This is a genomic window from Paucibacter sp. Y2R2-4 (assembly GCF_025717535.1).
Taxonomy (GTDB): Bacteria; Pseudomonadota; Gammaproteobacteria; order Burkholderiales; family Burkholderiaceae_C; genus Paucibacter_A.
In genome coordinates this window covers 924420-944787 of the sequence record NZ_JAJIRO010000002.1, presented here as the reverse complement: position 1 = coordinate 944787, position 20368 = coordinate 924420, and the positions used below count along the sequence as shown (strand labels likewise).

Genomic DNA, 20368 nt, shown 5'->3' with positions numbered 1-20368 from the left:
CTAACCATTCACGGTATGGCATGCCGGCGCAGGCTTGGACTCACAGCCGCTGGATGCCCGGCAAGGTAGCGACTCGATGCCCGTCGGCGTACAGGGCGCCCTCGGGCGCGCCGGCTTCGGCGTAAAACTCCAGCTCCGGCGGAGCCTTTCTGCGGCTCAGGCTCAAGCGCACGGCCAGGCGGGTCAGCAAGGCGCTGCTGCGCAAGAGCCAATGGCTGAGGCGCAAGCGCCAGAGCAGGTGGCTGGTTTCGAATTCGGCCCGGCTGTAGTGGGGGCCGTGCAAGTCTCTCAATCTCATGATGGTTCTCCGTGCGGGCCGCCGGGCGTTGCCGCGGGGCCGGTCAATTCATGCGCTGCGGTCGGGCAGCATCAATTCCTGGCTTTGTTTTTGCAGGTCGCGCCTGGCGGCTTGGCGTTGCGAGCTGCCCAGCTTTTGCTGGCCATGCTTGCCGGCTTGGCGCATCAAGGCATGCGCGACCAAGGGATTGCGCGGTTTGCGCAGATTCAGATGGGACGGGCGTGGGGCGGTGAACTGAGGCATAAGAAACTCCTGAACAAGTGGACAGCGCGGTGGCGAACAGCCATGCGGCGGCTTCACCGCCGAGCTTGAAATGGCCGGGCGGCGGACGGGAACGTTGTTGGCCCCTGGGGCGGCCGTTTTGGGCATGCAGCGGCTCACCTGGCCGGTGCCCCGGCGGGCAAGCAAACTGCGACTTTTTGGAATCAGACCCGGCGGGACCGGGTGGGCTGGGCTTGGCGCTCTCTGCTCAGGCGCCGATGGGCCTGGTGCTAGCGCTCGCGCCCGGTTGAGGCATTGATGACGCGGGTTTCGCCGAGGCGGTGAGCGCCGCGACTTGCGCAAATGATAAACGATTGTTTATCTTGCGCAAGTACTTTTATCAAGCTTTGATAAAGAAACTAGGGGGATGGCTCCCCCCTGTGGCTTTGATGTCAGCGCTTCTTCGGTTTCAGCGGTGCGATGCCTTGTTGCAAGCGGCGCCATTCATCCAACTCCGCAGCGCCACCCTGGCTGGGCTTACTGGAGTCAGCGGGGGTTTTGGACGGGCTCGGCTGGAGCAGGGGTTTGCTCTGCGGTATTTTGCTTGTGGTTGCCGGAGCTGGTGCTGCTGCAGCAGTGGGCGGCGTCAGCACTTCGCCGAGCAGGTCCAGCAATCGCGTGCGGGCGCGTTGTGGATGACGGCGGTAGTAGGTCAGCACCAGGCCGACGATGAAGCGTTCATCGTCGTCCTGCGGCACGCTGGGTGTGGCGTCTTGTTCGGCGCGGGCTTGTGCGCTGGGCTTGTTGGCGGCCGCGGTATGCGGCTGGTCCATCCAGCCGGCGGGCTTGTGGCAGTTTTGCTCAAACTGCCGGGCCAGGCGCTCGCCAATTTGGCGCGAGCGGCCCTTGATCTGGCTCCAATAGCTGGGCTGGATCTGCAGGCGCTCGGCAAAGCGCCGCTCCAGCCCCCGCAAGGTGGCTGCATCGGGTTGCTTGACGGTGGCGGTGACGAACTCTTCGAACAGGAGTAGCGCGTTGTCCAAACGGACCTGCGCGACGTCCAGGGGGGCGGATAACATTCGCCAATGATAAAGGGCCCTTGATCCGGCGCTAACTCGAGGGCCTTGGCGACTACTCTTCGTCGCTGACTTTGTAGGCCGCCATCAGCTGGTTTTGCGTGTTGGGCGGCACCGCCTCGTAGTGCGAAAGCAGCACGGTGTAGCGCCCTTGACCGCTGGTCATCGCGTTCAAGCGTGTTTGATAGCTGGCCAACTCGGCCAGCGGCGCCAAGCCTTGCACGATCAGCGTGCCAGGTAAGGCGCTGGCAGTGCCATTGACCTGACCACGCCGGGCGGCCAGATCGCCGGTGATGTCGCCCACCGCATGTTCGGGCGCGCTGATTTCAATATGAACCATGGGTTCCAGCACCTGCGGGCGCGCTTCTTTGACGGCCGCCACCAAGGCGCGTTGGCCGGCGGTGACGAAGGCAATTTCCTTGCTGTCCACCGAGTGATGTTTGCCGTCGAGTACGGTCACGCGCAGGTCGATCAGCGGATAGCCGGCCACCACGCCGCGCTCCAGCGCCGCGCGCACGCCTTTTTCAACCGCAGGCATGAACTGGCCTGGAATCGCACCGCCCTTGACGGCGTCGACAAACTCAAAGCCCTGGCCGCGAGGCAGCGGTTCCACGCGCAAATAGACTTCACCGAACTGACCGGCGCCACCGCTTTGTTTTTTGTGCCGGTAATGCCCTTCGGCGGCCGATGACACGGTTTCACGATAGGCCACGCGGGGCGGCTGCGTCAGTACCTCGAACTTGTAGCTCTCGCGCAGTCGCTCCAGCAGCATGCGCAGATGCAACTCACCCAGGCCATAAACCACCGTCTCCTTGGTTTGGCTGCTGTGCTCGATGCGCAAGCAGGGGTCTTCTTCCACCAGCCGACCCAAAATCTCCCACAAGCGTTGCTCGTCGCCATGGCGCGCCGGGCTGATCGCCAAGCCGTGCACCGGCTGCGGGAAGTCCAGTGCCTTCAGGTGGATGTGCGCATCCTCCGGCGCGTCATGCAGGACCGCATCAAAGTGCAGGTCGTCGACCTTGGCAATGGCGCAGATCTCGCCCGGCAGCGCTTGATCCACCTCCACATGCTTGGCGCCCTGCAAGAGGAACAAATGTCCCAGTCGGAAGGGCTTACGCGCATGGCCGATGAAGAGTTGGCTGTTGCGCGTCAGCGTGCCTTGGTGCACCCGCAGCAGGCCCATCTTGCCTAGATAAGGGTCGCTGATGATCTTGAAGACATGGGCCAAGACATGGGTGGCGGGGTCGGGCAGAGACCGCAAAGGCTGCGCCTCGGCGCCTTCGCCGCGCAGGAACTGCGGCGGATTGCCTTCCGCAGGGTTGGGCAGCAGGCGCTCGATCACGTCCAACAACTCCGCCACACCGGCGCCGCTGCGCGCCGAGGTGAAGCAGACCGGAATCAAATGACCCTCGCGCAGCGCTTGTTCCAAAGGCGCGTGCAACTCGCGCGGGTCGACATCGCCTTCGTTCAGGTAACGCTCAACAAATGCGGCGTCCACCTCCACCACCTGCTCCACCAAGGCCTGATGGGCCAGGCCCACCGAGGAGAAGTCGGCCTGGCCGATGATGTTGTAGAAGCAGTCCAGCACTTGGCTGCCGCCTTGGGCGGGCAGATTGAGAGGCAGGCACTCGCGCCCAAAAGCGCTGCGAATCTGTTCCAGCAAGCCCGGCAAATCGAGGTCTGGTGCGTCGATCTTGTTGATCACGATCATGCGGCAAAGCCCGCGCTGGCCGGCGGCTTCGAGCATGCGGCTGGCCATCAACTCCAGCCCGTGCTGGGCGTTCAGCACCAACACCGCCGTGTCCACTGCCTCCAAGGCCGGCAGTGATTGGCCAATGAAGTCTGATCCGCCGGGTGTGTCGACGACATGCAGGCGCAGACCTTGGTGGTCCATGTGTACGACCGAGGCATAAAGCGAATGCTGCAGCTTGCGCTCCAGCGGGTCATGGTCGCTGACCGTATTGCCGCGCTCGATGCTGCCGGCAACGCTGATGCTGCCGGCGCGCTGCAGCAGCGCCTCCAGCAGCAAGGTCTTGCCAGCACCTGCCGGACCCATCAAGGCCAAGCTGCGTTTCGAAGCAACGAGGGCCTCAGGCGCGGCGCGCCCCCTTGGCATCTCTGGGCTGAGGTCGCTTGAGTGAGGCATGGTGGCGCGCTCCTTGGCTGAACTCTCAGCGTAGAGGATGCGGCCTTGGCTTACAAGAGGCGCCTATGCGAGTGCTGAAGCGGGGCGCGACTTCAGTGGCCTTGCCCTACTTCACTGGAATGGGCTGGCTGCGCTCGACCGGCACCGCCGTGACGCTGTTCTGCGGCGAGCCTTCGATCACTCGGTCCGAATAGCTCAGGTAAACCAGCGTGTTGCGCTTGGCATCCACCATGCGAACGACCCGCAGTTTCTTGAAGATCAAGGACGCGCGTTCACTGAACACTTCCTCTTGGCGAGGCAGCGCTTTGTCGAAGCTGATGGGGCCGGTCTGGCGGCAAGCAATCGAGGCTTCGGATTTGTCCTCGGCCAAGCCCAGGCCACCCGAAATCCCGCCGGTCTTGGCGCGCGAGACATAGCAACTCACACCGTTCACCTTGGGGTCGTCATAGGCTTCAACGACGATTTTGTGGTCCGGGCCTATCCACTTGAACACCGTGTCGACCTCGCCAACTTTGTCGCCAGCGATCGCACAGCTCGGCCAGATCAAGGTCAGAGCCATCGAGGCGGTCAACCGGCGGGTCCATTTCTGCTGCATGAGAGGCTCCTGTGTGGGCACTCAGCGTAGCAGGGCCTGGCGATTCTTCGATGACGGCGCTCGCACTCAGCAGTCCTTCGGGCCGCCATGCGCACGGCGACTGTCAGCCGGGGCTTGCTCTCGCGATTGCATCCCATAGTCCCGCAAGACATGGGCGACACGCAGGCGGTAGTCTTCAAAAACCTGGCCTCGGCCCTGGGCTTGGGTGGCGCGATGGGCATCAAGATTGCGCCAGGCATGGACGGCCGCCTCATCGCGCCAGAAAGACAGCGACAGGTATTTCCCCGGTTGGCTCAGGCTGCTGAAGCGCTCGATGCTGATGAAGCCATCAATACCCACCAGCAAGGGCCGCAAATCAGCGGCGAGCTGCAGATACTGCTCGGCCTGACCCGCGGCGGGCTCCACTTCAAAAATGACGGCGATCATGAGTGGTCTTCTTTCTTTGCGGCGGGGGTTGCCAGAATCGGAATCCGGGCATTGGCTAAGTTTTCGAATCCCAGCAAAGTGGGCGGTGATAGCGCCAGTCGGTCTGCTTGAAAAAACGCCTGAGCTTCTTGAAGAGCGCAGGCGCCGATTTGCATCGCGAGACTTTCGCCGGGGCATTGGTGACGCCCATGCCCAAAGGCCAGGTCATTTGCATCACCGACCAAGAGCAGCAGCACGGCAACGCCTTGCTTCAAGAAGGCACCTTCAACTTCACAGTCTTGCTGCGCCCAGCGGCGGGTGTGGTGAAAAGCCCCAGGGTCATTCGACTGCTGCCTCAACAAGGTCAATGCGTCTTCAAGTAACAAGGTGCTATTGAGTTCCAGCGTTAGCAAGGCTTGGCCCAACAAAGCCGCGCCAGCCTCGTAGCTTTGCCAGAGGAGGCTCAGCGCTTGGGCATGCGTGTCGGCGATCACTCGGCTTTGGGCTTGCAAGGCCTTCCACAGGGGAGCCTCGGTGTGACTCCCCAGCGCTTCGCGCAAGGCCACGCAGGCTTGATCGGCGGCTTGAATCGTCTGTCGCTCTGCCAGCGGCTGCAAAGCTCGGGCAATGGCGCGCAAGTCCTGCAACAGACGCTGCTGTGCCTCTGGGTTGTGGATGGCCACTCCGAGCAGTTCTCCCACAGTGGCCGGCAAGCTGGCCCACTGCCAGTGCGACCATCCCAGGTTCAGCGCTTGGCGGGCTTGACGACGCGTGCTTCGCTCGATCGATTCGGCTTTCAAGGTTTGCGTCTTGAAGATCGTCAACAGCGCGTCCTTTTCAGGGGCATGGCGAGCGTCTTCACGCATGCGCAGCCACTGGGCAAAAGTACCGCCGAGCTGGCTGCCCAGCAGGTGCTCTGGCACGGCTTGGCCGGGCGGGCGAACGCCCAAGTCCAGGTGCATCAGAGCGCGGCGCACACTGCTGGGCTCGGCAGCGATCCAATAGCTTTGGTCTGGGGCAGGGTAGCAGCCGGTCTGGCTGCTCAGGCCTTGGTAGAAGGCTTGCATGGCTGCCAAATCTGCCGATTGGGCGGCATTCAAGGCATGTAGCGCTGGCGCTGGTTTGTATGGGCAGTTCATGTCCGGCAGTGTCTTCGCTGGCCAGCAGTAATGCTTCGGCTACGATCGAAACATGGATGTTCAACAACGATTTGCCGATGCGGCCTTGGCCGAGATTGCGCTCAGCATGGGCGAGCCCGCGCGAGCAAAAATGCTCTGCAGTTTGTTGGACGGCCACGCCCGGACCGCCACGGAATTGGCGGCCCTCGCTGATGTGGCCGCATCAACGGCGAGTGCGCATTTGCAGCGTCTGCTGGCGGCGGGGTTGCTGTCCTGTGTGTCGCAAGGAAGGCATCGCTACTTTCGCTTGGCCGATGCCGAGGTCGCCGCGGCCCTGGAGTCCATGCTGGTTTTGGCCGGGCGATCTACTGCGCCTGCCCGAGCTTTTGAACCCAGCACACCCCAACACTTGCGCGAGGCGCGGCGTTGCTATGACCATTGGGCCGGTCTTTGGGCGGTGCGTTTGCACGACCACGCGCGTCGCGAGGGGTGGCTATTGGATGATGAGGATAGACCTCGGGCCTACCGCCTCAGTGACGCGGGAGTCGATGGCTTTGCTGCATTGGGGCTGGATATGGCCAGCTTGTTGGCGGGTAAGCGGCGGCGCTTGCTGGCTTGTGCTTGCATGGATTGGAGTGCGCGCAGCCCGCATCTTGGCGGCGCTCTCGGTGCCGCTTGCCTGCAGACCCTGATGCAGCGGCAATGGATCGAGTCCGACTTGGACAGCCGGGCATTGCGCCTGACGCGCCGCGGTCAGGCGGGCTTGCATCGACTGCTGGGCGAGTCGCCGGTTTGATGTCCACATGCCCCACGCTGAGTGCTGATGACTCAAGGGCAAGGACTAGACTGCGCAGCATGCTGATCAACTGCCTGTGCTATGCCTGGTCTTCTTCCTTTGCTCCACATCGACGGACCGCTCGCCCGCATCACCTTGCGGCGGCCGCGCTTGGCCAATCGCTTGGAATTGGTCGACTTGCAAACCCTGCAGCAGCAACTGCAGCAGGTCAATGAAGACAGCTCGGTTCGAGTCTTGCTGCTTAGCGGCGAGGGCAAGCATTTCTGCAGCGGCTTCAATATCGATGCAGTGCCCGGTGTCGATGCGGGCGCCTTGTTTGAAAGCCTGAGCAATGCCTGGGAGGCGGCACGCCCCATCACCGTGGCGCGCATCCAGGGCGGGGTCTACGGCGGTGCCACCGATCTGGCCTTGGCTTGCGACTTCCGCCTGGGCGCACAGGCTTGCGAGATGTTTGTGCCGGCCGCGCGCCTGGGCTTGCATTTTTACCAAGGCGGGCTGGAGCGCTATGTGAGCCGTTTGGGCCTTCAATGGGCCAAACGGGTGCTCTTGGCCGGCGCCACCTTGAATGCGCAGCAAATGCAGGATTCGGGCTTTCTGGACCAGTTGTTGGATGACGTGGCGACCTTGGATCAGGCTATTGAGGCCCATTTGAATGAGTTGCTGAGCATGGCGCCGCTGGCGCTCTTGGGCATGAAGCAGCATCTGAATGCCATCGCCCGGGGCGCGCTCGATGTGACGGCCCTGCAGCGCGATCTGGCGCGGGCCAATGCATCGCAAGACCTGGCCGAGGGCGTTGCGGCCTGGCAAGCGCGCCGGCCGCCGCGCTTTGTCGGCCGCTGAGCTGCACCCTATTGGGGCTTTTGAGAGGGCAAAAGCAGCTCAAAAACAGGGAAATAGGGGTATCCCCTCCCTCTCTCTCGGGGGCTGGCCCGTGCATCAGTTGGGAGAGTGGCCTGCAAATAGGCGAAAATAGCGCATCCGCCAATTTGCATATGCATTTGATCCCGTGAAAAGGTCGAGGCTGTGCGGCGAGCTATTACTAACTCACTATCAGGACCGACGTGGCCAAGGACAGTACTAAAACGACCATCGAAGCCGATGGTCTTCGCTACCGCTCTAAAGCACCGGGCTCGCCTTTCGCGGCGACCTCATCCTTTGGTGCAGCAACCATGTCTTGCTTTTTGTGCGGCAAGCATCGTCCTCGCGCGATGCTGAAGTCCAAGAAGCTCTTGGGCAAATCACAGCCGGTTTGCGCGCCGAGTTGCAAGGAACTCGACGAGCAGTTGGCCAAGCCCTAAGCAGAGCGCCCCAAAAAAGAAGCCTTCGGGCTTCTTTTTTCTTTGTGGGCAGAGATTCAGGCGAGCCTGAAACAACGCCCGCAGACCGCGCGGTAGCGTGCATTGCCACCAATCTCCACTTGGTCGCCAATGGTGACCTTGCGGTTGTTGGCGTCCACACGCATATTCATGGTGGCTTTGCGGCCGCAATCGCAGATGGTCTTCATCTCGTCCATCTCATCCGCCAAGGCCAGCAGGCTGGCCGATCCGGGGAAGAGCTCACCCTGGAAGTCGGTGCGCAAACCGTAGCAAATCACCGGCAAATTGTGGGTATGGGCCAATTCATGCAGGGCCCAGACCTGAGTCTTGCTCAAGAACTGAGCTTCATCGATCAAAAAACAAGCCACGCCAGCCTGAGCCGCGTTCAGCGCCAGGAAGTCGGTGTCAGGGCCGAACAGCTCGGCTTCGCGCTGCGGCCCGAGCCGGGATGTGATCAAGCCCAGCCCATAGCGATCATCGACCTGGGCCGAAAACAAGCGAACCCGGTGTCCGCGTTCCTCATAGTTATGGGCCACCTGCAGCAGAGCGGTGGACTTGCCGGCGTTCATTGCCGCGTAACGAAAAAACAGTTTGGCCATGGGTCAGTTTGGATGCAGCCGAGCGAGGCTTGAGTGTCACGCCATTGTCGCAATCATTCGTAAACATCGTCATTGCAGGCCAGAGGCGCTGGTAATCCCCTAACTCAGTGGTGCGCCGGACCGTAAATATGACAAAACCTCGGGCAAGCGAGGTAGCCAAAACTCACTTTCGCCGCCTACTATCGGAATAGAGGGTAAGGAGACTGCAAGCAATTGCAGCACACAAGGGCATCCGGATCTGTTGCGCCCCTCGCGTGGCGGGTCGGCTAGGCTAACCATTGATGGCAATGAGCAAAGACACCTACACAAGCGTCAGCGACAACGGCCTGCGTTACGAGTCCAAATTGGGCGGCTCACCTTTTCTTGGCAGCGGACATACCCGCTCCTGCTTCAAGTGCGGCAAGCACCGCACGCCGAGCAGTCTGCAATCCAAGCGTGTTCTGGGCCGCACCGAAGTGGTGTGCAAGCCGGCTTGCGCTAAACCCAAAGACAGCGTTTGAGCTGAACGTCCCTTGGGGTGGCGTGGCAGCGTCCTTGCTGCCGCGCGCGCAGGCTGAGGCGTGATAAAGCGCACGTCAGGTGCGGGTCTGCGTGCCAGGGTGCATGCCTTGGCCTAGACTCCGTGTCTATGAATGACCTCGCCGCTTTCTCGTCTTCCGCTTCGCGCCGGAGTTTCTCGACCTTCGCGAATTTTTCGCGGGCTTGGGCCGCTTGGCCTGCGCGTTTGTTCGGGCAGGGGCGGGCTGTGATGGCGGCATTGGCGCTCGCTTCTGGCGCGGCGCATGCTGAAGGCCTCAGCGTGTTGGTCAACCCCGGTGATCAGGGCGAGCAGTCCCGCTACGCCGTGTTCAATGTTTGGAAGACCGCGGTCGAGCAGTCGCTGCGACGCGAGCGCGCGGCTGGTCTGACGATCAATCCCTCAACCGATGCAGCGGCCGACCTCGGTGCGACCCGTTCACGTTTGTACGATGTGTTTGTGGCGCCTGCCCATGTGATCGGTAGCGCGGTGCGCTATGGCTATGTGCCAGTGGGGAGCGTCGATAAATCAGTGCAGGCCGTCTTGGTCGCTCCGACCAGCAGCCCCATCACCAGCCTCGGCGACGCCGCCGGCAAGCGCCTGGGTTTGCCGCAACAGGACAGCGTGGTGACCTATTTGCTGCGCGGCGAGGTCAATGCGAGCAACAGCACCATCAAGCGGCACTTCGGTGCCATCACCGAAAGCCGCTATCAAGACGCGCTGCTGGTCTGTCTGCAAATTCGCCGCTGTGACGTGGTGGCAGTGGAACGTGCGGTGTTTGACCGCTGGGTGGCTGCAGGCGAGCCGCTGAAGATGGTGATGCAGAGCAAGGTGGTGCCCGGCTTGGCCGTGGCCATCAAGCCCGGGTCGAGCCTGCAGCCCGAGGCTTTGCGCGCGGCGCTGGGTAGCAATTTGCCGGCGACAGCGGGCTTGAAGTTGCAAGCGGTGGCTGCCAATGCATTTGAGTATGTGTCGACTCTAGGTTACTTCACGCCGCGCTTGCTGCCTGGCGCAACCGTGGTTGAGGCCGCGGCGGTGGCGCAATTGATGAAGACCGGCGCACAGTACATCGACACCCGCAACGACGCCGAGTTCAAGGCTGGCCACGCGGCTGGCGCCAAGCTGGTGCCCTATGTTGAGAAGAGCGCCAAGGAGGCTGACTTCAAGGCCGATGAGGACAAGTTCGACTTGAGCAAACTGCCGGCGGACAAGAGTGCGCCACTGGTGTTCGCCTGCAATGGCCCCGAGTGCTGGAAGAGCTTCAAGGCCAGCCACGCCGCCGTCAAGGCCGGCTACACCAAGGTCCACTGGTTCCGTGGTGGTTTCCCGGAATGGCGTGCCGCCAATCTGCCGGTCGAGACTCAGTAAGTCTGCAGAGTTAGCTCGGCGCGCAAATCGTCTGTTTGACGCCGGCATTGCGCAGGCGTTCCAACATAGAGGCGTCGGCGCGCTCGTCGGTCACCAGGACGTCAATCGCGGTAGGCGGGCAGATTTGCAAGCGGCTGCCATTGCCCAGCTTGTTGGCGTCGGCCAGCATGATGCAACTGCGCGCGCGCGACAACATAGCGCGCGCCACATGGGCTTCATGCCAAGCGTAGTCCAAGGCGCCATGTTCGGGGTTCAGGGCCGTGGGTGAAATCAGGGCGAAGTCTGCGTGAAAGCGGGTGATTTCGCTGACGGTGAACTCCCCCGAGGTTGCCGGCACATCGGTTTGCAGCTGACCGCCCAGCAAATGGGTTTGAATCTCGCTGCTGCCCGACAGGGTGCGCGCCACTTCGACCGAATTGGTGATGACGCGAAGATCGCGGCCGTTCTGCAAAAGGCTCTGCGCCAGTGCATGCGTGGTAGAGCCTGCGTCGATGAAGCAGCAGCTGCCGGCGCGGATCAGGCTGGCGGCAGCGCGGGCAATGGCTTGCTTTTCCGGCTGATGCAAACGCACCCGCTCTTGGTAGCTGGCCTCGGCTTGAGTCTCGCTACTTTGGATGCAGGGGACCGCGCCCCCATGAACCCGGCTGAGCTTGCCATGGGCTTCCAGTTCAATCAGGTCACGCCGGACCGTCTCCTTGGAGACGCCCAGCTCCAGCGCAAAGGCGTCGGTGGTCAGGCGTTGTCTTTCATTCAGCAGTGAAATGATCTTGTCGTGACGTTCTGGGGTCCACATGGCTTCTATCGTCAATGCGCAGCACAAACGGCCCGCGTCCGAAGCGGTCTTCGGTGGGCTCGAGCGAGTCGGCCATTAAGGACTTTTTGCATGACGCAGCGATGACGGTTTTGCCGAAGCTTGATGAATCAATCGGCTCATTCGTCCAGCAGGCAATGCAGCGGTGTCGGTTGCAAGGGGGCTCGCAGCCCGCGCCCGCTGCTGCCGGCCGGCCAAGCAAGCAGGGTTTCGGTAATAGGACCACAAATTCGCCCCTGGCAGGCCCCCATGCCGCAGCGGGTTTGCAGCTTGGCATCGCGCCAGCTGCGCTGCCCTTTCAGCTCGCCCAGGCTGACGTCTTCGCAGCGGCAGACCAAGGTCTTGGCCTCAGCCAACTGCAGCAGCTCGGGCCTTAGGGCAAAGCGGCTGCGCAGCAGTTCAACAAAGCGAAGCACCTGCCTGTGTTGTCTTTGGAGCTGCTCGGTTGATTGCCCGAGCAGGCGCAGCGCGGCGATCTGGCCTTCCAGCAAGGCCTTGTCGACGCCGCCAATGCCGGTGCATTCGCCCGCAGCAAATACCCCGGGCAAAGATGTCTGCAGGTCGTCGTCCACCGCAATCGCGCCAAACTCCATGCGGCAGCCCAGCAGTTCGGCCAATTCGATATTCGGCAAGAGGCCGTAGCCGACGCCCAGCGCATCGCAGGGCAGCTCCCATTGCTCGCGGCCATTGCTGAGTTGCACCGCCTCCAACTTGCCTTCGCCCAGCGCGCGGCTTACCCAGGCACCAGGGCGATAGGGGATGGCGCGCAAACGCCATCCCAGCCCCAGCGCTTGGGCCATTTTGGCCAGCGGCAATCGCGCCGCGAAGCTGGCCAAGGCTTGGCGAGGCGCTTGTTCTGCAACACACAGCACATCCGCGCCAGCAGCTCTTGCGGTATCGGCCGAGGCCAGCAGCAATGGGCCGGAGCCCGCCAGCACCACGCGGCGGCCGGCAATCGGCCAGCCGTTCTTGATCAAGGCCTGCAGGCCGCCCGCGCCACTGACGCCGGGCAGGGTCCAGCCCGGGAATGGCAAGAAGCGCTCTCGGGCACCAAGGGCCAGCAGCATTTGCGGCGCTTGCACTGAAATGCCCGGCGCTTGAGGCTGCTGCAGGTTTTGCAAGCGCAGCCGGTAGTCGGCCAGGCCCTCAACGGCAATCACGGCATAGCCGCTGAGCTGTTGCAGCAAGGGGTTGGACAGCAGAGTTTGCAGCGTTCGCGCCCAAGGCTGGGGCGGGCCAGCGCGCCAGATCTGACCGCCGGGGCGCAGGCCTTGGTCGATCCAGATGACGCGCTGCTGGGCTTGGAGCAATTGCTGGACTGCGGCTATGCCTGCCGGGCCGGCGCCCACCACAATGACATCCGCCTGATGCTGTGTGCTCATGCTTCGGTCTCGATGCGCATGCCGTCGAGGCTGGGCGTCATGCAGGCCAGGCAATTCGGTGTTCCATCAATGCGGACGCGGCATTCCTGGCATTGGCCCATGCCGCAAAACGCAGCGCGCGCTTCACCGCCGACTGAGCGCCGTGTGCCGCTCAAGCCGGCGTGGGCCAAGGCCGCAGCAACGTTGCAGCCGACCGGCACCTGGCAGGGCTGGCCGTTGATGTGGACGGTGAGTTGGCGGGTGAGCAGGGGCGCGTTCATGCGAATCGTGAGGGAGTAAATGCGCTGGCATCCAGGGTGGTGGGGTGGCCCAGGGCCAGCTCGGCCAGCAACTCAGCCGTTGCCAGCGAGGTGGTGATGCCCAGGCCTTCATGCCCACAGGCCAGCCAGACGCGCGGTAAATCGGGGTGGGCGCCAATCAGCGGTTGGCCATCGCGGCTGGCCGGGCGCACGCCGGTCCAGCAGCGCAGCAAGCTCATTTCGGCCAGGGCCGGCACATAGTCGCAAGCCAGGCCCAGCATTTGTTTCAGCATCAACGGGTCAAGTGCGCGATCGGCGCAAGCTTGCGCGCCCAATTGGCGAGAGGAACCGATGAACAGCTGCCCGCCCGGACGCGGCTGCACATTGAAAGACACGGTGTCCGCATCCAGCACATGGGCCTTTTTGATATAGCCCAGCTCCACCAATTGGTGTTTGACGGTTTGCGGCCCGCGCTGGGTGATGGCCAGATGGCCTTTCTTGGGCAGCAGCCAGCCCTCGGGCAGCCAGCGTTGGCTGGCCAGGCCGGCGCAGAGCACGGTCATTGCGCCCCAGAGCTGCCGACCGTCGCGCAGGCGCACGCTGCTGCCGTCGAAGCTCTCGACCTCGCCGTCAATGATCTCGGCGCGTGCCTCTTCCAGCCAGCGGGCCACCACCTTGGGCGGGTAGACGCGGGCATCGTCGGCCACCCGCAGGGCGCCGCGCAGGCCTGGCCGCAGCAGCGGTTCGGCGCGCGCCAACTCGGTGGCGTCCAGCATCTCTGCAGTCAGGCCTTGCTGCTGATACCAGGCCTGCTTGCGCTCGGCCAGGGTGAGCTCTTCGGCGTCGGCCGCGATCCAGAGCGTGCCGCAGCGCTGGTGTTCGGCTTGTTCGGCGTGGTGCGGGGCCTGGGCCAGCCATTCGGCCCAGAGCAGCTGGCTACGCAGGGTCAGTTTGAATTCGGCGTCAGCCCCGCCGGCCTCATCGTCCACGATCAAGAGGTGACCCATCGAGGCGGCGGTGGCGCCGCCGCCCAAGGCGCCGGGCTCAATCACCGCAACTGAGAGTCCCTGGCGCGCAAACTCACGCGCACAGGCGGCGCCAATGATGCCGGCGCCGACAATCAAGACATCGGCATTGCGGCGCTGCTTCAGCTGCGCGGTGCTCAAACTGCAGCGCCCGCGCGCGAGTCGCTTGAAATGCCCCAGGCGAAAGGGTCGCCGGGTTGGAAGACCAGGGTGGCGTCCATATTCACAAAAGCCCGGCCCGAGATCGAGGGCAAGACCTGGCCCTCCGCTGTGGAGGCCGCATCGACGCGGTAGCTGGCCTCAAACACGCTGCCGATCACGCTTTCTTGGCGCCAGATCTGGCCCGGCGCCAATTTGCCCGATGCGGCCAGGCAAGCGATCTTGGCGCTGGTGCCGGTGCCGCAGGGCGAGCGGTCATAGGCTTTGCCGGGGCAAAGCACAAAGTTGCGGCCTTGGTTGGCGGGGTCTTGGGGCGGGCCGATCAATTCGATGTGATCGATCAACTGCCCGTTGGCGCCGGTGATGCCTTGCGCGGTCAGGGCTTCGCGAATGCGCCATGACAAATCGGTCAGTGCTTCGGCATGCGCCAGTGTCAGCGTCAGGCCATGGTCCTCGCAGAGGAAGAACCAGTTGCCGCCCCAGGCCACATCGCCATGCACCTGGCCGTGGTCCGGCACTTGCACCGCCACCGCCTTGGCGTGGCGATAGGCGGGCACATTGGCCACGGTGACGCCGCCGTCGGCGGCCAAGCGGGCGGTGACCACGCCGACCGGGGTTTCGATGCGGTGCTCGCCCGGGCCGATGCGGCCCAGATAGGCCAGCGTGGCGACCAAGCCGATGGTGCCGTGGCCGCACATGCCCAGATAGCCGACATTGTTGAAGAAGATCACGCCGCAAGCACTGGCGGGGTCGACCGGCTCGCACAGCATTGCGCCGACCAAGACATCGGAGCCGCGTGGCTCATTGACCAAGGCGCTGCGCCAGCCGTCGTGCTGATCGCGCATGCTTGCCAGCCGTTCGGCCATGCTGCCCGAGCCCAGATCCGGGCCACCGGAAATGAGGATGCGGGTCGGCTCGCCGCCGGTGTGAGAGTCAATGAATCGCATGGCTGTGGCGCAGTGTGAGGGGGGAATGTGTCAGGCGATCACCGCCTGGGCATAGGAGCGTAAATAGTCCATCAAGGCATCCGAGGCGGCGGCAGCCGCGTTGGGCTCGCCCTCGGCAATCGCTTGGGCCAGCGCCAAATGGCAGCGCGCGCCTTCGCTCATATCGCCTTGGTGTTGATAGGCGTACCAAAAGCGTCGGCACTGGATGGCCATGGGGATCACGGCCGCCACTGCAAAAGGATTGCGGCAGGCGGCGTGGTTGACATGGTCGAGCGCCTGGTCGGCGGACATATAGGCGCCCAAGTCCGAGCCTTCGCTGGCCTTGATCATTTGCTGAGCACAGACCAACAAGTCTTGACGCTGCTGCGGGGTGGCGCGGCGCGCGGAGGTAGAGGCAATCAAACGCTCCAGCACACGGCGGGCTTCCAGCAGGTCTAGGTGCTCGGCCAGGCGGATGTCGCTGACCAGCAGGCCGCGGCGTGGCTGTTGCACGATCAAGCCGCTGGCCACCAAGCGCATCAGCGCTTCGCGGGTCGGCGTGCGACCCAGGCCCGTGTGCTCGATCAACTCGGCTTCTACGATTGGCGCGCCGGGCCTCAGGGCCAGGGTCGAGATCATGGACTCCAAGGTGTCGTAGGCCTGGTCGGCAAAACGGCGCTTGTCGGGTTCGCCTGCGGCGATGGGCGCTTCGGCGGGTGCCTTGAGTGCTGCAGTTTTCTTCATGGGCACATCATCGCAGGCCCAGGCCGTACTGACGGCCCGGGTTTTACCGGCTTGGGGCGCCTCTCGCCCTAGATCAGAACAAAGCTCAGAACAAACGGCTCAGGTCCGGGCGGGTGTCCAGGCCGTGCTGGATGATGGCCATGACGCGCTCACGCTCGGCGCCGGCCAAGGGCAGGCGCGGGCGGCGCACGTTCTCATTGCCGACGCCGGCCATGGTCTCGGCCAGCTTGATGTTTTGCACCAGCTTGGCGCTCACATCCAGGTGCAGCAGCGGCATGAACCACTGATAGATCTTCAGCGCTTCGTCATAGCGCTTGGCTTGCATCAGCTTGTAGATGGCCACGGTTTCGGCCGGGAAGGCGGTGCACAGGCCGGCCAGCAAGCCATCGCAGCCCAGGGCCAGGGCTTCGAAGCTGAGGTCATCGACGCCGATGAAGAGCTGGTAGCGGTCGCCCACGGTGTTGCGTAAATCGGTGACGCGACGGATGTTGTCGGTCGATTCCTTGATGGCCACCAGCCATTCGCAGTCGGCCAGCTCCACCATGTCTTCGGGCTTCAGGTCGACGCGGTAAGACACGGGGTTGTTGTAGATCATCACCGGCAGCTGGGCGGCGTCGGCGATGGTGCGCACATTGGTGATGGCTTCGCGGGTGTCGGCCGGGTAGAGCACGGCCGGCATCAGCATCAAGCCCTGCACGCCAATGCGGTTGGCACCTTCCACATAGCGCAGCGCATTGCGGGTGCTGGTTTCCGACACATTGGCCAGCACCGGCACGCGGCCGGCAGAAACGCGCACGGCGGTGGCGGCGACTTCCAGCTTTTCTTCCAGCGTCAGCGTGCTGGCTTCGCCCAGCGAGCCGCCGGTGACCAGACCGTCCACGCCGTTGGCGATCAAGAATTCAAAGTGGCGCTCCATCTCGGCCACGTCGAGGTCTTCGTTGGGCTTGAACTTGGAGGTCACGGCCGGGAAGATGCCCTTCCAGCGTGGCAGTTCGGGGCGGGCTTGGGGCAGGGGTTTGGCGCTCATGGGATCTCCGTTGGTATGCCGTTAATATATTTAACGATAACCTTGCGAAGCGGGCCTGTCAACCCCAGATGGCTGCGGGTAAGTCGGGGGCCGAGGGTGATCGAGTGCCCTCAGCCCTGGCGCTTACAATCCGCCGCTTGTTCGACCGCCGCGCCCGTGTCTGTGGACCGTGTGCAGGGCGACGTTTTCATTCCAAAGGGATTTGCTGTGTTTATTTCCAATGCTTTTGCCCAGGCCGCCCCGGCTGCCGCCGGTGGTGCTGAGTCCAGCCTGCTGAGCATGTTGCCGCTGGTTTTGATGTTTGTGGTGCTGTACTTTGTGATGATTCGTCCGCAAATGAAGCGTCAAAAGGAACACAAGGCCATGATCGACGCCATCGCCAAGGGCGACGAGGTCGTGACCTCCGGCGGTCTGCTGGGCAAGATCAGCAAGGTCGGCGAGAGCTACTTGACGCTGGAAGTGGCCGCAGGTGTTGAGTTGCAAGTGCAGCGCGGCGCGGTGGTTCAAGTCCTGCCTAAGGGCACCATCAAGTCTTAAGCCAAGCCGAGATTCGGCATTGTTGCCAAGCCGCCGCGACAGGCGGCAACCCGGTCTGACGCAGCCGGCGCCTGGGAGGGCGCCGGTTTGCACATGCCGGGCCTGAGAGGATGTTCCTATGAACCGTTATCCGCTGTGGAAGTACGCGATCCTGGTGCTCGCTTTGCTGATCGGCACGATCTACACCTTGCCCAATGTGTTTGGCGAAGCGCCGGCCGTGCAGGTGTCCAGTGCCAAGGTCACCATGAAGGTCGATGAGGCGCTGACGGGCCGCATCGAAAAAGCGCTGGCTGACGCCCAGATCAAGCCCGACTTCGTGCAGTTGGAAGGCAACTCGATCAAGGCCCGGTTTGGCGATCTGGACACCCAGATCAAGGCCAAGGACGCGATCAACAAGGCCATCAACGCCGATCCGGCCGAGCCCTCTTACATCGTCGCCCTGAACCTGCTGTCGCGCTCGCCGCAGTGGTTGTCCAAGCTGCATGCCTTCCCCATGTATTTGGGTCTGGACCTGCGCGGCGGTGTGCACTTCTTGATGCAGGTGGACATGAAGTCCGCGCTGACCAAGAAGGCCGAGTCGCTGACCGGCGATGCGCGCACCCTGCTGCGCGACAAGAACATCCGCCACGCCGGCATCAGCCGCGATGGCAATGCGGTTGTGATTGCCTTCCGCGAAGAAGCGGTGCGCAAGCAGGCCGAAGACGTCTTGAGCAGCCAGTTGCCCGATGTGCAGTGGCTGCCCAGCACCGAAGGCCTGGATCTGCGCCTGACCGGCACTCTGAAGCCCAAGGCTGAAATCGCGGTTCAAGACGCCGCGCTGAATCAAAACATCACCACCTTGCACAACCGCGTCAACGAACTCGGCGTGGCCGAACCGGTGATTCAAAAGCAAGGCCGCGACCGCGTGGTCGTGCAGTTGCCCGGCGTGCAAGACACCGCCAAGGCCAAGGACATCATTGGCCGTACCGCCACGCTGGAGTTGCGCATGGTGGACGATGGCGCCGAAGCGCAAGCCGCGCTGAGCGGTTCAGGCCCGGTGCCTTTTGGGACCGAGCGATTCATCGATCGTGGCTACGGACCCATCATCGTCAAGCGCCAGTTCGTGCTGACCGGTGAGAACCTGACCGATGCGCAACCCGGCTTTGATGAAAACCATCAGCCCTCGGTGGACCTGACGCTGGACGCCAAGGGCGCCCGCATCATGAAAGACATGTCGCGCGAGAACATTGGCAAGCGCATGGCCATTATCTTGTTTGAGAAGGGCAAGGGCGAGGTCGTGACCGCGCCGGTGATCCGCAGCGAATTGAGCGGCGGCCGCGTCAAGATCTCGGGCGCCATGAGCACCCAGGAAGCCAGTGACACCGCGCTGCTGCTGCGCGCCGGCTCCCTGGCCGCGCCGATGGAAATCATTGAAGAAAAGACCGTTGGCCCCAGCCTGGGCAAGGAAAACATCGAAAAGGGCATCTTGTCGGTGACCTGGGGCTTTGTGGCCGTGGCCATCTTCATGAGCATTTACTACATGCTCTTCGGCGTGTTCTCTTCGCTGGCGCTGGGCTTCAATCTCTTGCTGCTGGTTGCGGTTTTGTCCATGCTTCAGGCCACCCTGTCGTTGCCGGGCATTGCGGCGATTGCGCTGGTGCTCGGTATGGCGATTGACTCCAATGTGCTGATCAATGAGCGCATTCGTGAAGAGCTGCGTGCCGGCATGGCTCCGCAGGCGGCCATCAATATTGGTTACGAGCGCGCCTTCGCCACCATTTTGGATTCCAACGTCACCACCTTGATCGCCGGTCTGTCGCTGCTGGCCTTCGGCTCGGGGCCGGTGAAGGGCTTTGCCATCGTGCACTGCCTGGGCATCTTGACCTCGATGTTCTCCTCGGTGGTGTTCTCGCGCGCCTTGGCCAATCTTTGGTATGGGCGCCAGAAGAAACTCAAATCGCTGTCGATCGGGCAGATCTGGAAACCTGAACCCGAGGCCGAACAGCCTGCGGCCAAGTAAGCCCTAGGGAGTCGAGAAAAAATGGAACTCTTCCGTATCAAGCGGGACCTCCCGCTGATGAAGCATGCGTTGATCTTCAACGTCATCTCCTTCCTCACCTTCGCCGCCGCAGTGTTCTTCCTGACCACCCGCGGACTGCATTTCTCCATCGAATTCACCGGCGGCACGGTTATCGAGGCCGAGTATGCGCAGGCGGCCGAAATCGAGAAGACCCGTCAGCTGGTTGAAAAATTGGGCTTCGGCGAAGTTCAGGTGCAGAACTTCGGTAGCACCCGCGATGTGATGATTCGCTTGCCGCTGCGCCCGGACATCAAGCAGACCGAGCAGGTCGATCTGGTGTTTGGCGCCTTGTGCAAGGCCGAAAGCGGCAACATCAGCCAGCGTCAAATCGTCAGCGAAAAGGGCGAAGCGATCAGCAAGCAGGTTTGCGTCAACGCCGCCGGCGCTGAGCCGATCAAGCTCTCGCGCAGCGAGGTGGTCGGTCCGGCCGTCGGTGCTGAGCTGGCCTGGGACGCCGCCAAGGCCCTGTTGGCCACCGTCATCGGCATCATGATCTACCTGGCGATCCGCTTTGAGTGGAAGTTCGCTGTGGCCGGCATCATCGCCAACTTGCACGACGTGGTCATCATCCTGGGCTTCTTCGCCTTCTTCCAGTGGGAGTTCTCGCTCTCGGTGCTGGCGGCGATCTTGGCCGTGTTGGGCTATTCGGTGAACGAGTCGGTGGTGATTTTTGACCGGGTGCGCGAAGCCTTCCGCAAGTTCCGCAAGCTGAACACGCAAGAGGTGATCGATCACGCCATCACCAGCACCATGAGCCGCACCATCATCACCCACGGTTCGACTCAGCTGATGGTCTTGTCGATGCTGATCTTCGGCGGCCCAACATTGCATTACTTTGCGGTCGCGCTGACCATTGGTATCTTGTTTGGCATCTACTCCTCGGTCTTTGTGGCCGCCGCGATTGCGATGTGGCTGGGTGTCAAGCGTGAAGATCTGATCAGCACCCCGGTCAACAAGGGCGACCCCGATGATCCGAATGCCGGAGCGCTGGTGTAGAGTCTTCGAGACTGAACTCTCAATCGCT

General features: G+C 62.8%; 23 protein-coding genes. 8 read left to right on the top strand and 15 right to left on the bottom strand.

Features of this window, described 5'->3' with window-relative positions; genetic code table 11:
* Positions 1 to 40: 40 nt before the first annotated feature.
* From LNV06_RS11070 to LNV06_RS11040, 7 genes are all read right to left on the bottom strand, one after another.
* Complete coding sequence (locus tag LNV06_RS11070; RefSeq protein WP_263538295.1) at positions 41 to 298, bottom strand: hypothetical protein; 258 nt, start codon at positions 296 to 298, stop codon at positions 41 to 43.
* A 48-nt stretch (positions 299 to 346) separates the two neighbouring features.
* Positions 347 to 541: a hypothetical protein gene (locus LNV06_RS11065; RefSeq protein ID WP_263538294.1), complete on the bottom strand. Its 195-nt coding sequence runs from the start codon at positions 539 to 541 to the stop codon at positions 347 to 349.
* A 410-nt stretch (positions 542 to 951) separates the two neighbouring features.
* Positions 952 to 1578 (bottom strand): hypothetical protein, encoded by a 627-nt coding sequence (locus LNV06_RS11060; protein WP_263538293.1) that lies wholly within the window; start codon positions 1576 to 1578, stop codon positions 952 to 954.
* 52 nt (positions 1579 to 1630) lie between these two features.
* Positions 1631 to 3691, bottom strand: coding sequence for an elongation factor G (gene fusA / locus LNV06_RS11055; protein ID WP_263538359.1), 2061 nt, complete (start codon positions 3689 to 3691; stop codon positions 1631 to 1633).
* A 136-nt stretch (positions 3692 to 3827) separates the two neighbouring features.
* On the bottom strand, positions 3828 to 4280 hold the full coding sequence (locus LNV06_RS11050; RefSeq protein ID WP_263538358.1) for a CreA family protein: 453 nt from the start codon (positions 4278 to 4280) through the stop codon (positions 3828 to 3830).
* Between the two features lie 102 nt (positions 4281 to 4382).
* On the bottom strand, positions 4383 to 4742 hold the full coding sequence (locus LNV06_RS11045) for an antibiotic biosynthesis monooxygenase family protein (RefSeq protein ID WP_263538292.1): 360 nt from the start codon (positions 4740 to 4742) through the stop codon (positions 4383 to 4385).
* On the bottom strand, positions 4739 to 5860 hold the full coding sequence (locus LNV06_RS11040; protein WP_263538291.1) for a cytochrome P450 family protein: 1122 nt from the start codon (positions 5858 to 5860) through the stop codon (positions 4739 to 4741). The genes LNV06_RS11045 and LNV06_RS11040 overlap by 4 nt, the downstream gene beginning before the upstream one ends.
* Positions 5861 to 5912: 52 nt before the next feature.
* Here LNV06_RS11040 and LNV06_RS11035 point away from each other — a divergent pair, with 52 nt between their 5' ends.
* From LNV06_RS11035 to LNV06_RS11025, 3 genes are all read left to right on the top strand, one after another.
* Positions 5913 to 6635: an ArsR/SmtB family transcription factor gene (locus tag LNV06_RS11035; RefSeq protein WP_263538290.1), complete on the top strand. Its 723-nt coding sequence runs from the start codon at positions 5913 to 5915 to the stop codon at positions 6633 to 6635.
* A gap of 81 nt (positions 6636 to 6716) precedes the next feature.
* Positions 6717 to 7475, top strand: a complete 759-nt coding sequence (locus LNV06_RS11030; RefSeq protein WP_263538289.1) for an enoyl-CoA hydratase/isomerase family protein — start codon at positions 6717 to 6719, stop codon at positions 7473 to 7475.
* A gap of 221 nt (positions 7476 to 7696) precedes the next feature.
* Complete coding sequence (locus tag LNV06_RS11025) at positions 7697 to 7933, top strand: hypothetical protein (protein ID WP_124454629.1); 237 nt, start codon at positions 7697 to 7699, stop codon at positions 7931 to 7933.
* A 56-nt stretch (positions 7934 to 7989) separates the two neighbouring features.
* Here the strand turns inward: LNV06_RS11025 and LNV06_RS11020 are convergent, their stop codons facing one another.
* Positions 7990 to 8550: a thymidine kinase gene (locus tag LNV06_RS11020; protein ID WP_263538288.1), complete on the bottom strand. Its 561-nt coding sequence runs from the start codon at positions 8548 to 8550 to the stop codon at positions 7990 to 7992.
* Positions 8551 to 8837: 287 nt separating this feature from the next.
* On the opposite strand from LNV06_RS11020, the gene LNV06_RS11015 reads away from it, so the two are divergent.
* Positions 8838 to 9050, top strand: a complete 213-nt coding sequence (locus LNV06_RS11015) for a hypothetical protein (protein WP_263538287.1) — start codon at positions 8838 to 8840, stop codon at positions 9048 to 9050.
* A gap of 248 nt (positions 9051 to 9298) precedes the next feature.
* Positions 9299 to 10435: a rhodanese-like domain-containing protein gene (locus tag LNV06_RS11010; protein WP_263538286.1), complete on the top strand. Its 1137-nt coding sequence runs from the start codon at positions 9299 to 9301 to the stop codon at positions 10433 to 10435.
* A 10-nt stretch (positions 10436 to 10445) separates the two neighbouring features.
* On the opposite strand, the gene LNV06_RS11005 is transcribed toward LNV06_RS11010, so the two are convergent.
* From LNV06_RS11005 to LNV06_RS10975, 7 genes are all read right to left on the bottom strand, one after another.
* Positions 10446 to 11228, bottom strand: coding sequence for a DeoR/GlpR family DNA-binding transcription regulator (locus LNV06_RS11005; RefSeq protein ID WP_263538285.1), 783 nt, complete (start codon positions 11226 to 11228; stop codon positions 10446 to 10448).
* Between the two features lie 137 nt (positions 11229 to 11365).
* Positions 11366 to 12628 carry an FAD-dependent oxidoreductase gene (locus LNV06_RS11000; protein ID WP_263538284.1) on the bottom strand — a complete coding sequence of 421 codons (1263 nt, stop codon included), beginning with the start codon at positions 12626 to 12628 and terminating at the stop codon, positions 11366 to 11368.
* On the bottom strand, positions 12625 to 12888 hold the full coding sequence (locus LNV06_RS10995; protein ID WP_263538283.1) for a (2Fe-2S)-binding protein: 264 nt from the start codon (positions 12886 to 12888) through the stop codon (positions 12625 to 12627). The genes LNV06_RS11000 and LNV06_RS10995 overlap by 4 nt, the downstream gene beginning before the upstream one ends.
* The gene (locus LNV06_RS10990; protein WP_263538282.1) at positions 12885 to 14033 is read right to left on the bottom strand and encodes an NAD(P)/FAD-dependent oxidoreductase; all 1149 of its coding nucleotides are present in this window, start codon (positions 14031 to 14033) and stop codon (positions 12885 to 12887) included. The genes LNV06_RS10995 and LNV06_RS10990 overlap by 4 nt, the downstream gene beginning before the upstream one ends.
* Positions 14030 to 14998 (bottom strand): 4-hydroxyproline epimerase, encoded by a 969-nt coding sequence (locus LNV06_RS10985; RefSeq protein ID WP_263538281.1) that lies wholly within the window; start codon positions 14996 to 14998, stop codon positions 14030 to 14032. Before LNV06_RS10985 ends, LNV06_RS10990 begins: the two co-directional genes overlap by 4 nt.
* 30 nt (positions 14999 to 15028) lie before the next feature.
* Positions 15029 to 15721, bottom strand: a complete 693-nt coding sequence (locus LNV06_RS10980) for a GntR family transcriptional regulator (protein WP_263538280.1) — start codon at positions 15719 to 15721, stop codon at positions 15029 to 15031.
* Between the two features lie 85 nt (positions 15722 to 15806).
* Positions 15807 to 16748, bottom strand: a complete 942-nt coding sequence (locus tag LNV06_RS10975) for a dihydrodipicolinate synthase family protein (RefSeq protein WP_263538279.1) — start codon at positions 16746 to 16748, stop codon at positions 15807 to 15809.
* 207 nt (positions 16749 to 16955) lie between these two features.
* Between LNV06_RS10975 and yajC the strand changes: the two genes are divergently transcribed.
* The 3 genes from yajC to secF all read left to right on the top strand — a co-directional run bounded on the left by yajC (position 16956) and on the right by secF (position 20340).
* On the top strand, positions 16956 to 17285 hold the full coding sequence (yajC, locus tag LNV06_RS10970) for a preprotein translocase subunit YajC (protein ID WP_263538278.1): 330 nt from the start codon (positions 16956 to 16958) through the stop codon (positions 17283 to 17285).
* A gap of 118 nt (positions 17286 to 17403) precedes the next feature.
* Positions 17404 to 19284: a protein translocase subunit SecD gene (gene secD, locus LNV06_RS10965; protein WP_263538277.1), complete on the top strand. Its 1881-nt coding sequence runs from the start codon at positions 17404 to 17406 to the stop codon at positions 19282 to 19284.
* A 21-nt stretch (positions 19285 to 19305) separates the two neighbouring features.
* On the top strand, positions 19306 to 20340 hold the full coding sequence (gene secF, locus LNV06_RS10960) for a protein translocase subunit SecF (RefSeq protein ID WP_263538276.1): 1035 nt from the start codon (positions 19306 to 19308) through the stop codon (positions 20338 to 20340).
* The last annotated feature ends 28 nt before the right edge of the window (positions 20341 to 20368 follow it).

Coding starts and splice junctions, on each gene's coding strand:
- LNV06_RS11070 (WP_263538295.1), bottom strand. CDS start 298: ATGAGATTGAGAGACTTGCACGGCCCCCACTACAGCCGGGCCGAATTC.
- LNV06_RS11065 (WP_263538294.1), bottom strand. CDS start 541: ATGCCTCAGTTCACCGCCCCACGCCCGTCCCATCTGAATCTGCGCAAA.
- LNV06_RS11060 (WP_263538293.1), bottom strand. CDS start 1,578: ATGTTATCCGCCCCCCTGGACGTCGCGCAGGTCCGTTTGGACAACGCG.
- fusA (WP_263538359.1), bottom strand. CDS start 3,691: ATGCCAAGGGGGCGCGCCGCGCCTGAGGCCCTCGTTGCTTCGAAACGC.
- LNV06_RS11050 (WP_263538358.1), bottom strand. CDS start 4,280: ATGGCTCTGACCTTGATCTGGCCGAGCTGTGCGATCGCTGGCGACAAA.
- LNV06_RS11045 (WP_263538292.1), bottom strand. CDS start 4,742: ATGATCGCCGTCATTTTTGAAGTGGAGCCCGCCGCGGGTCAGGCCGAG.
- LNV06_RS11040 (WP_263538291.1), bottom strand. CDS start 5,860: ATGAACTGCCCATACAAACCAGCGCCAGCGCTACATGCCTTGAATGCC.
- LNV06_RS11035 (WP_263538290.1), top strand. CDS start 5,913: ATGGATGTTCAACAACGATTTGCCGATGCGGCCTTGGCCGAGATTGCG.
- LNV06_RS11030 (WP_263538289.1), top strand. CDS start 6,717: ATGCCTGGTCTTCTTCCTTTGCTCCACATCGACGGACCGCTCGCCCGC.
- LNV06_RS11020 (WP_263538288.1), bottom strand. CDS start 8,550: ATGGCCAAACTGTTTTTTCGTTACGCGGCAATGAACGCCGGCAAGTCC.
- LNV06_RS11015 (WP_263538287.1), top strand. CDS start 8,838: ATGAGCAAAGACACCTACACAAGCGTCAGCGACAACGGCCTGCGTTAC.
- LNV06_RS11010 (WP_263538286.1), top strand. CDS start 9,299: ATGGCGGCATTGGCGCTCGCTTCTGGCGCGGCGCATGCTGAAGGCCTC.
- LNV06_RS11005 (WP_263538285.1), bottom strand. CDS start 11,228: ATGTGGACCCCAGAACGTCACGACAAGATCATTTCACTGCTGAATGAA.
- LNV06_RS11000 (WP_263538284.1), bottom strand. CDS start 12,628: ATGAGCACACAGCATCAGGCGGATGTCATTGTGGTGGGCGCCGGCCCG.
- LNV06_RS10995 (WP_263538283.1), bottom strand. CDS start 12,888: ATGAACGCGCCCCTGCTCACCCGCCAACTCACCGTCCACATCAACGGC.
- LNV06_RS10985 (WP_263538281.1), bottom strand. CDS start 14,998: ATGCGATTCATTGACTCTCACACCGGCGGCGAGCCGACCCGCATCCTC.
- LNV06_RS10980 (WP_263538280.1), bottom strand. CDS start 15,721: ATGAAGAAAACTGCAGCACTCAAGGCACCCGCCGAAGCGCCCATCGCC.
- LNV06_RS10975 (WP_263538279.1), bottom strand. CDS start 16,748: ATGAGCGCCAAACCCCTGCCCCAAGCCCGCCCCGAACTGCCACGCTGG.
- secD (WP_263538277.1), top strand. CDS start 17,404: ATGAACCGTTATCCGCTGTGGAAGTACGCGATCCTGGTGCTCGCTTTG.
- secF (WP_263538276.1), top strand. CDS start 19,306: ATGGAACTCTTCCGTATCAAGCGGGACCTCCCGCTGATGAAGCATGCG.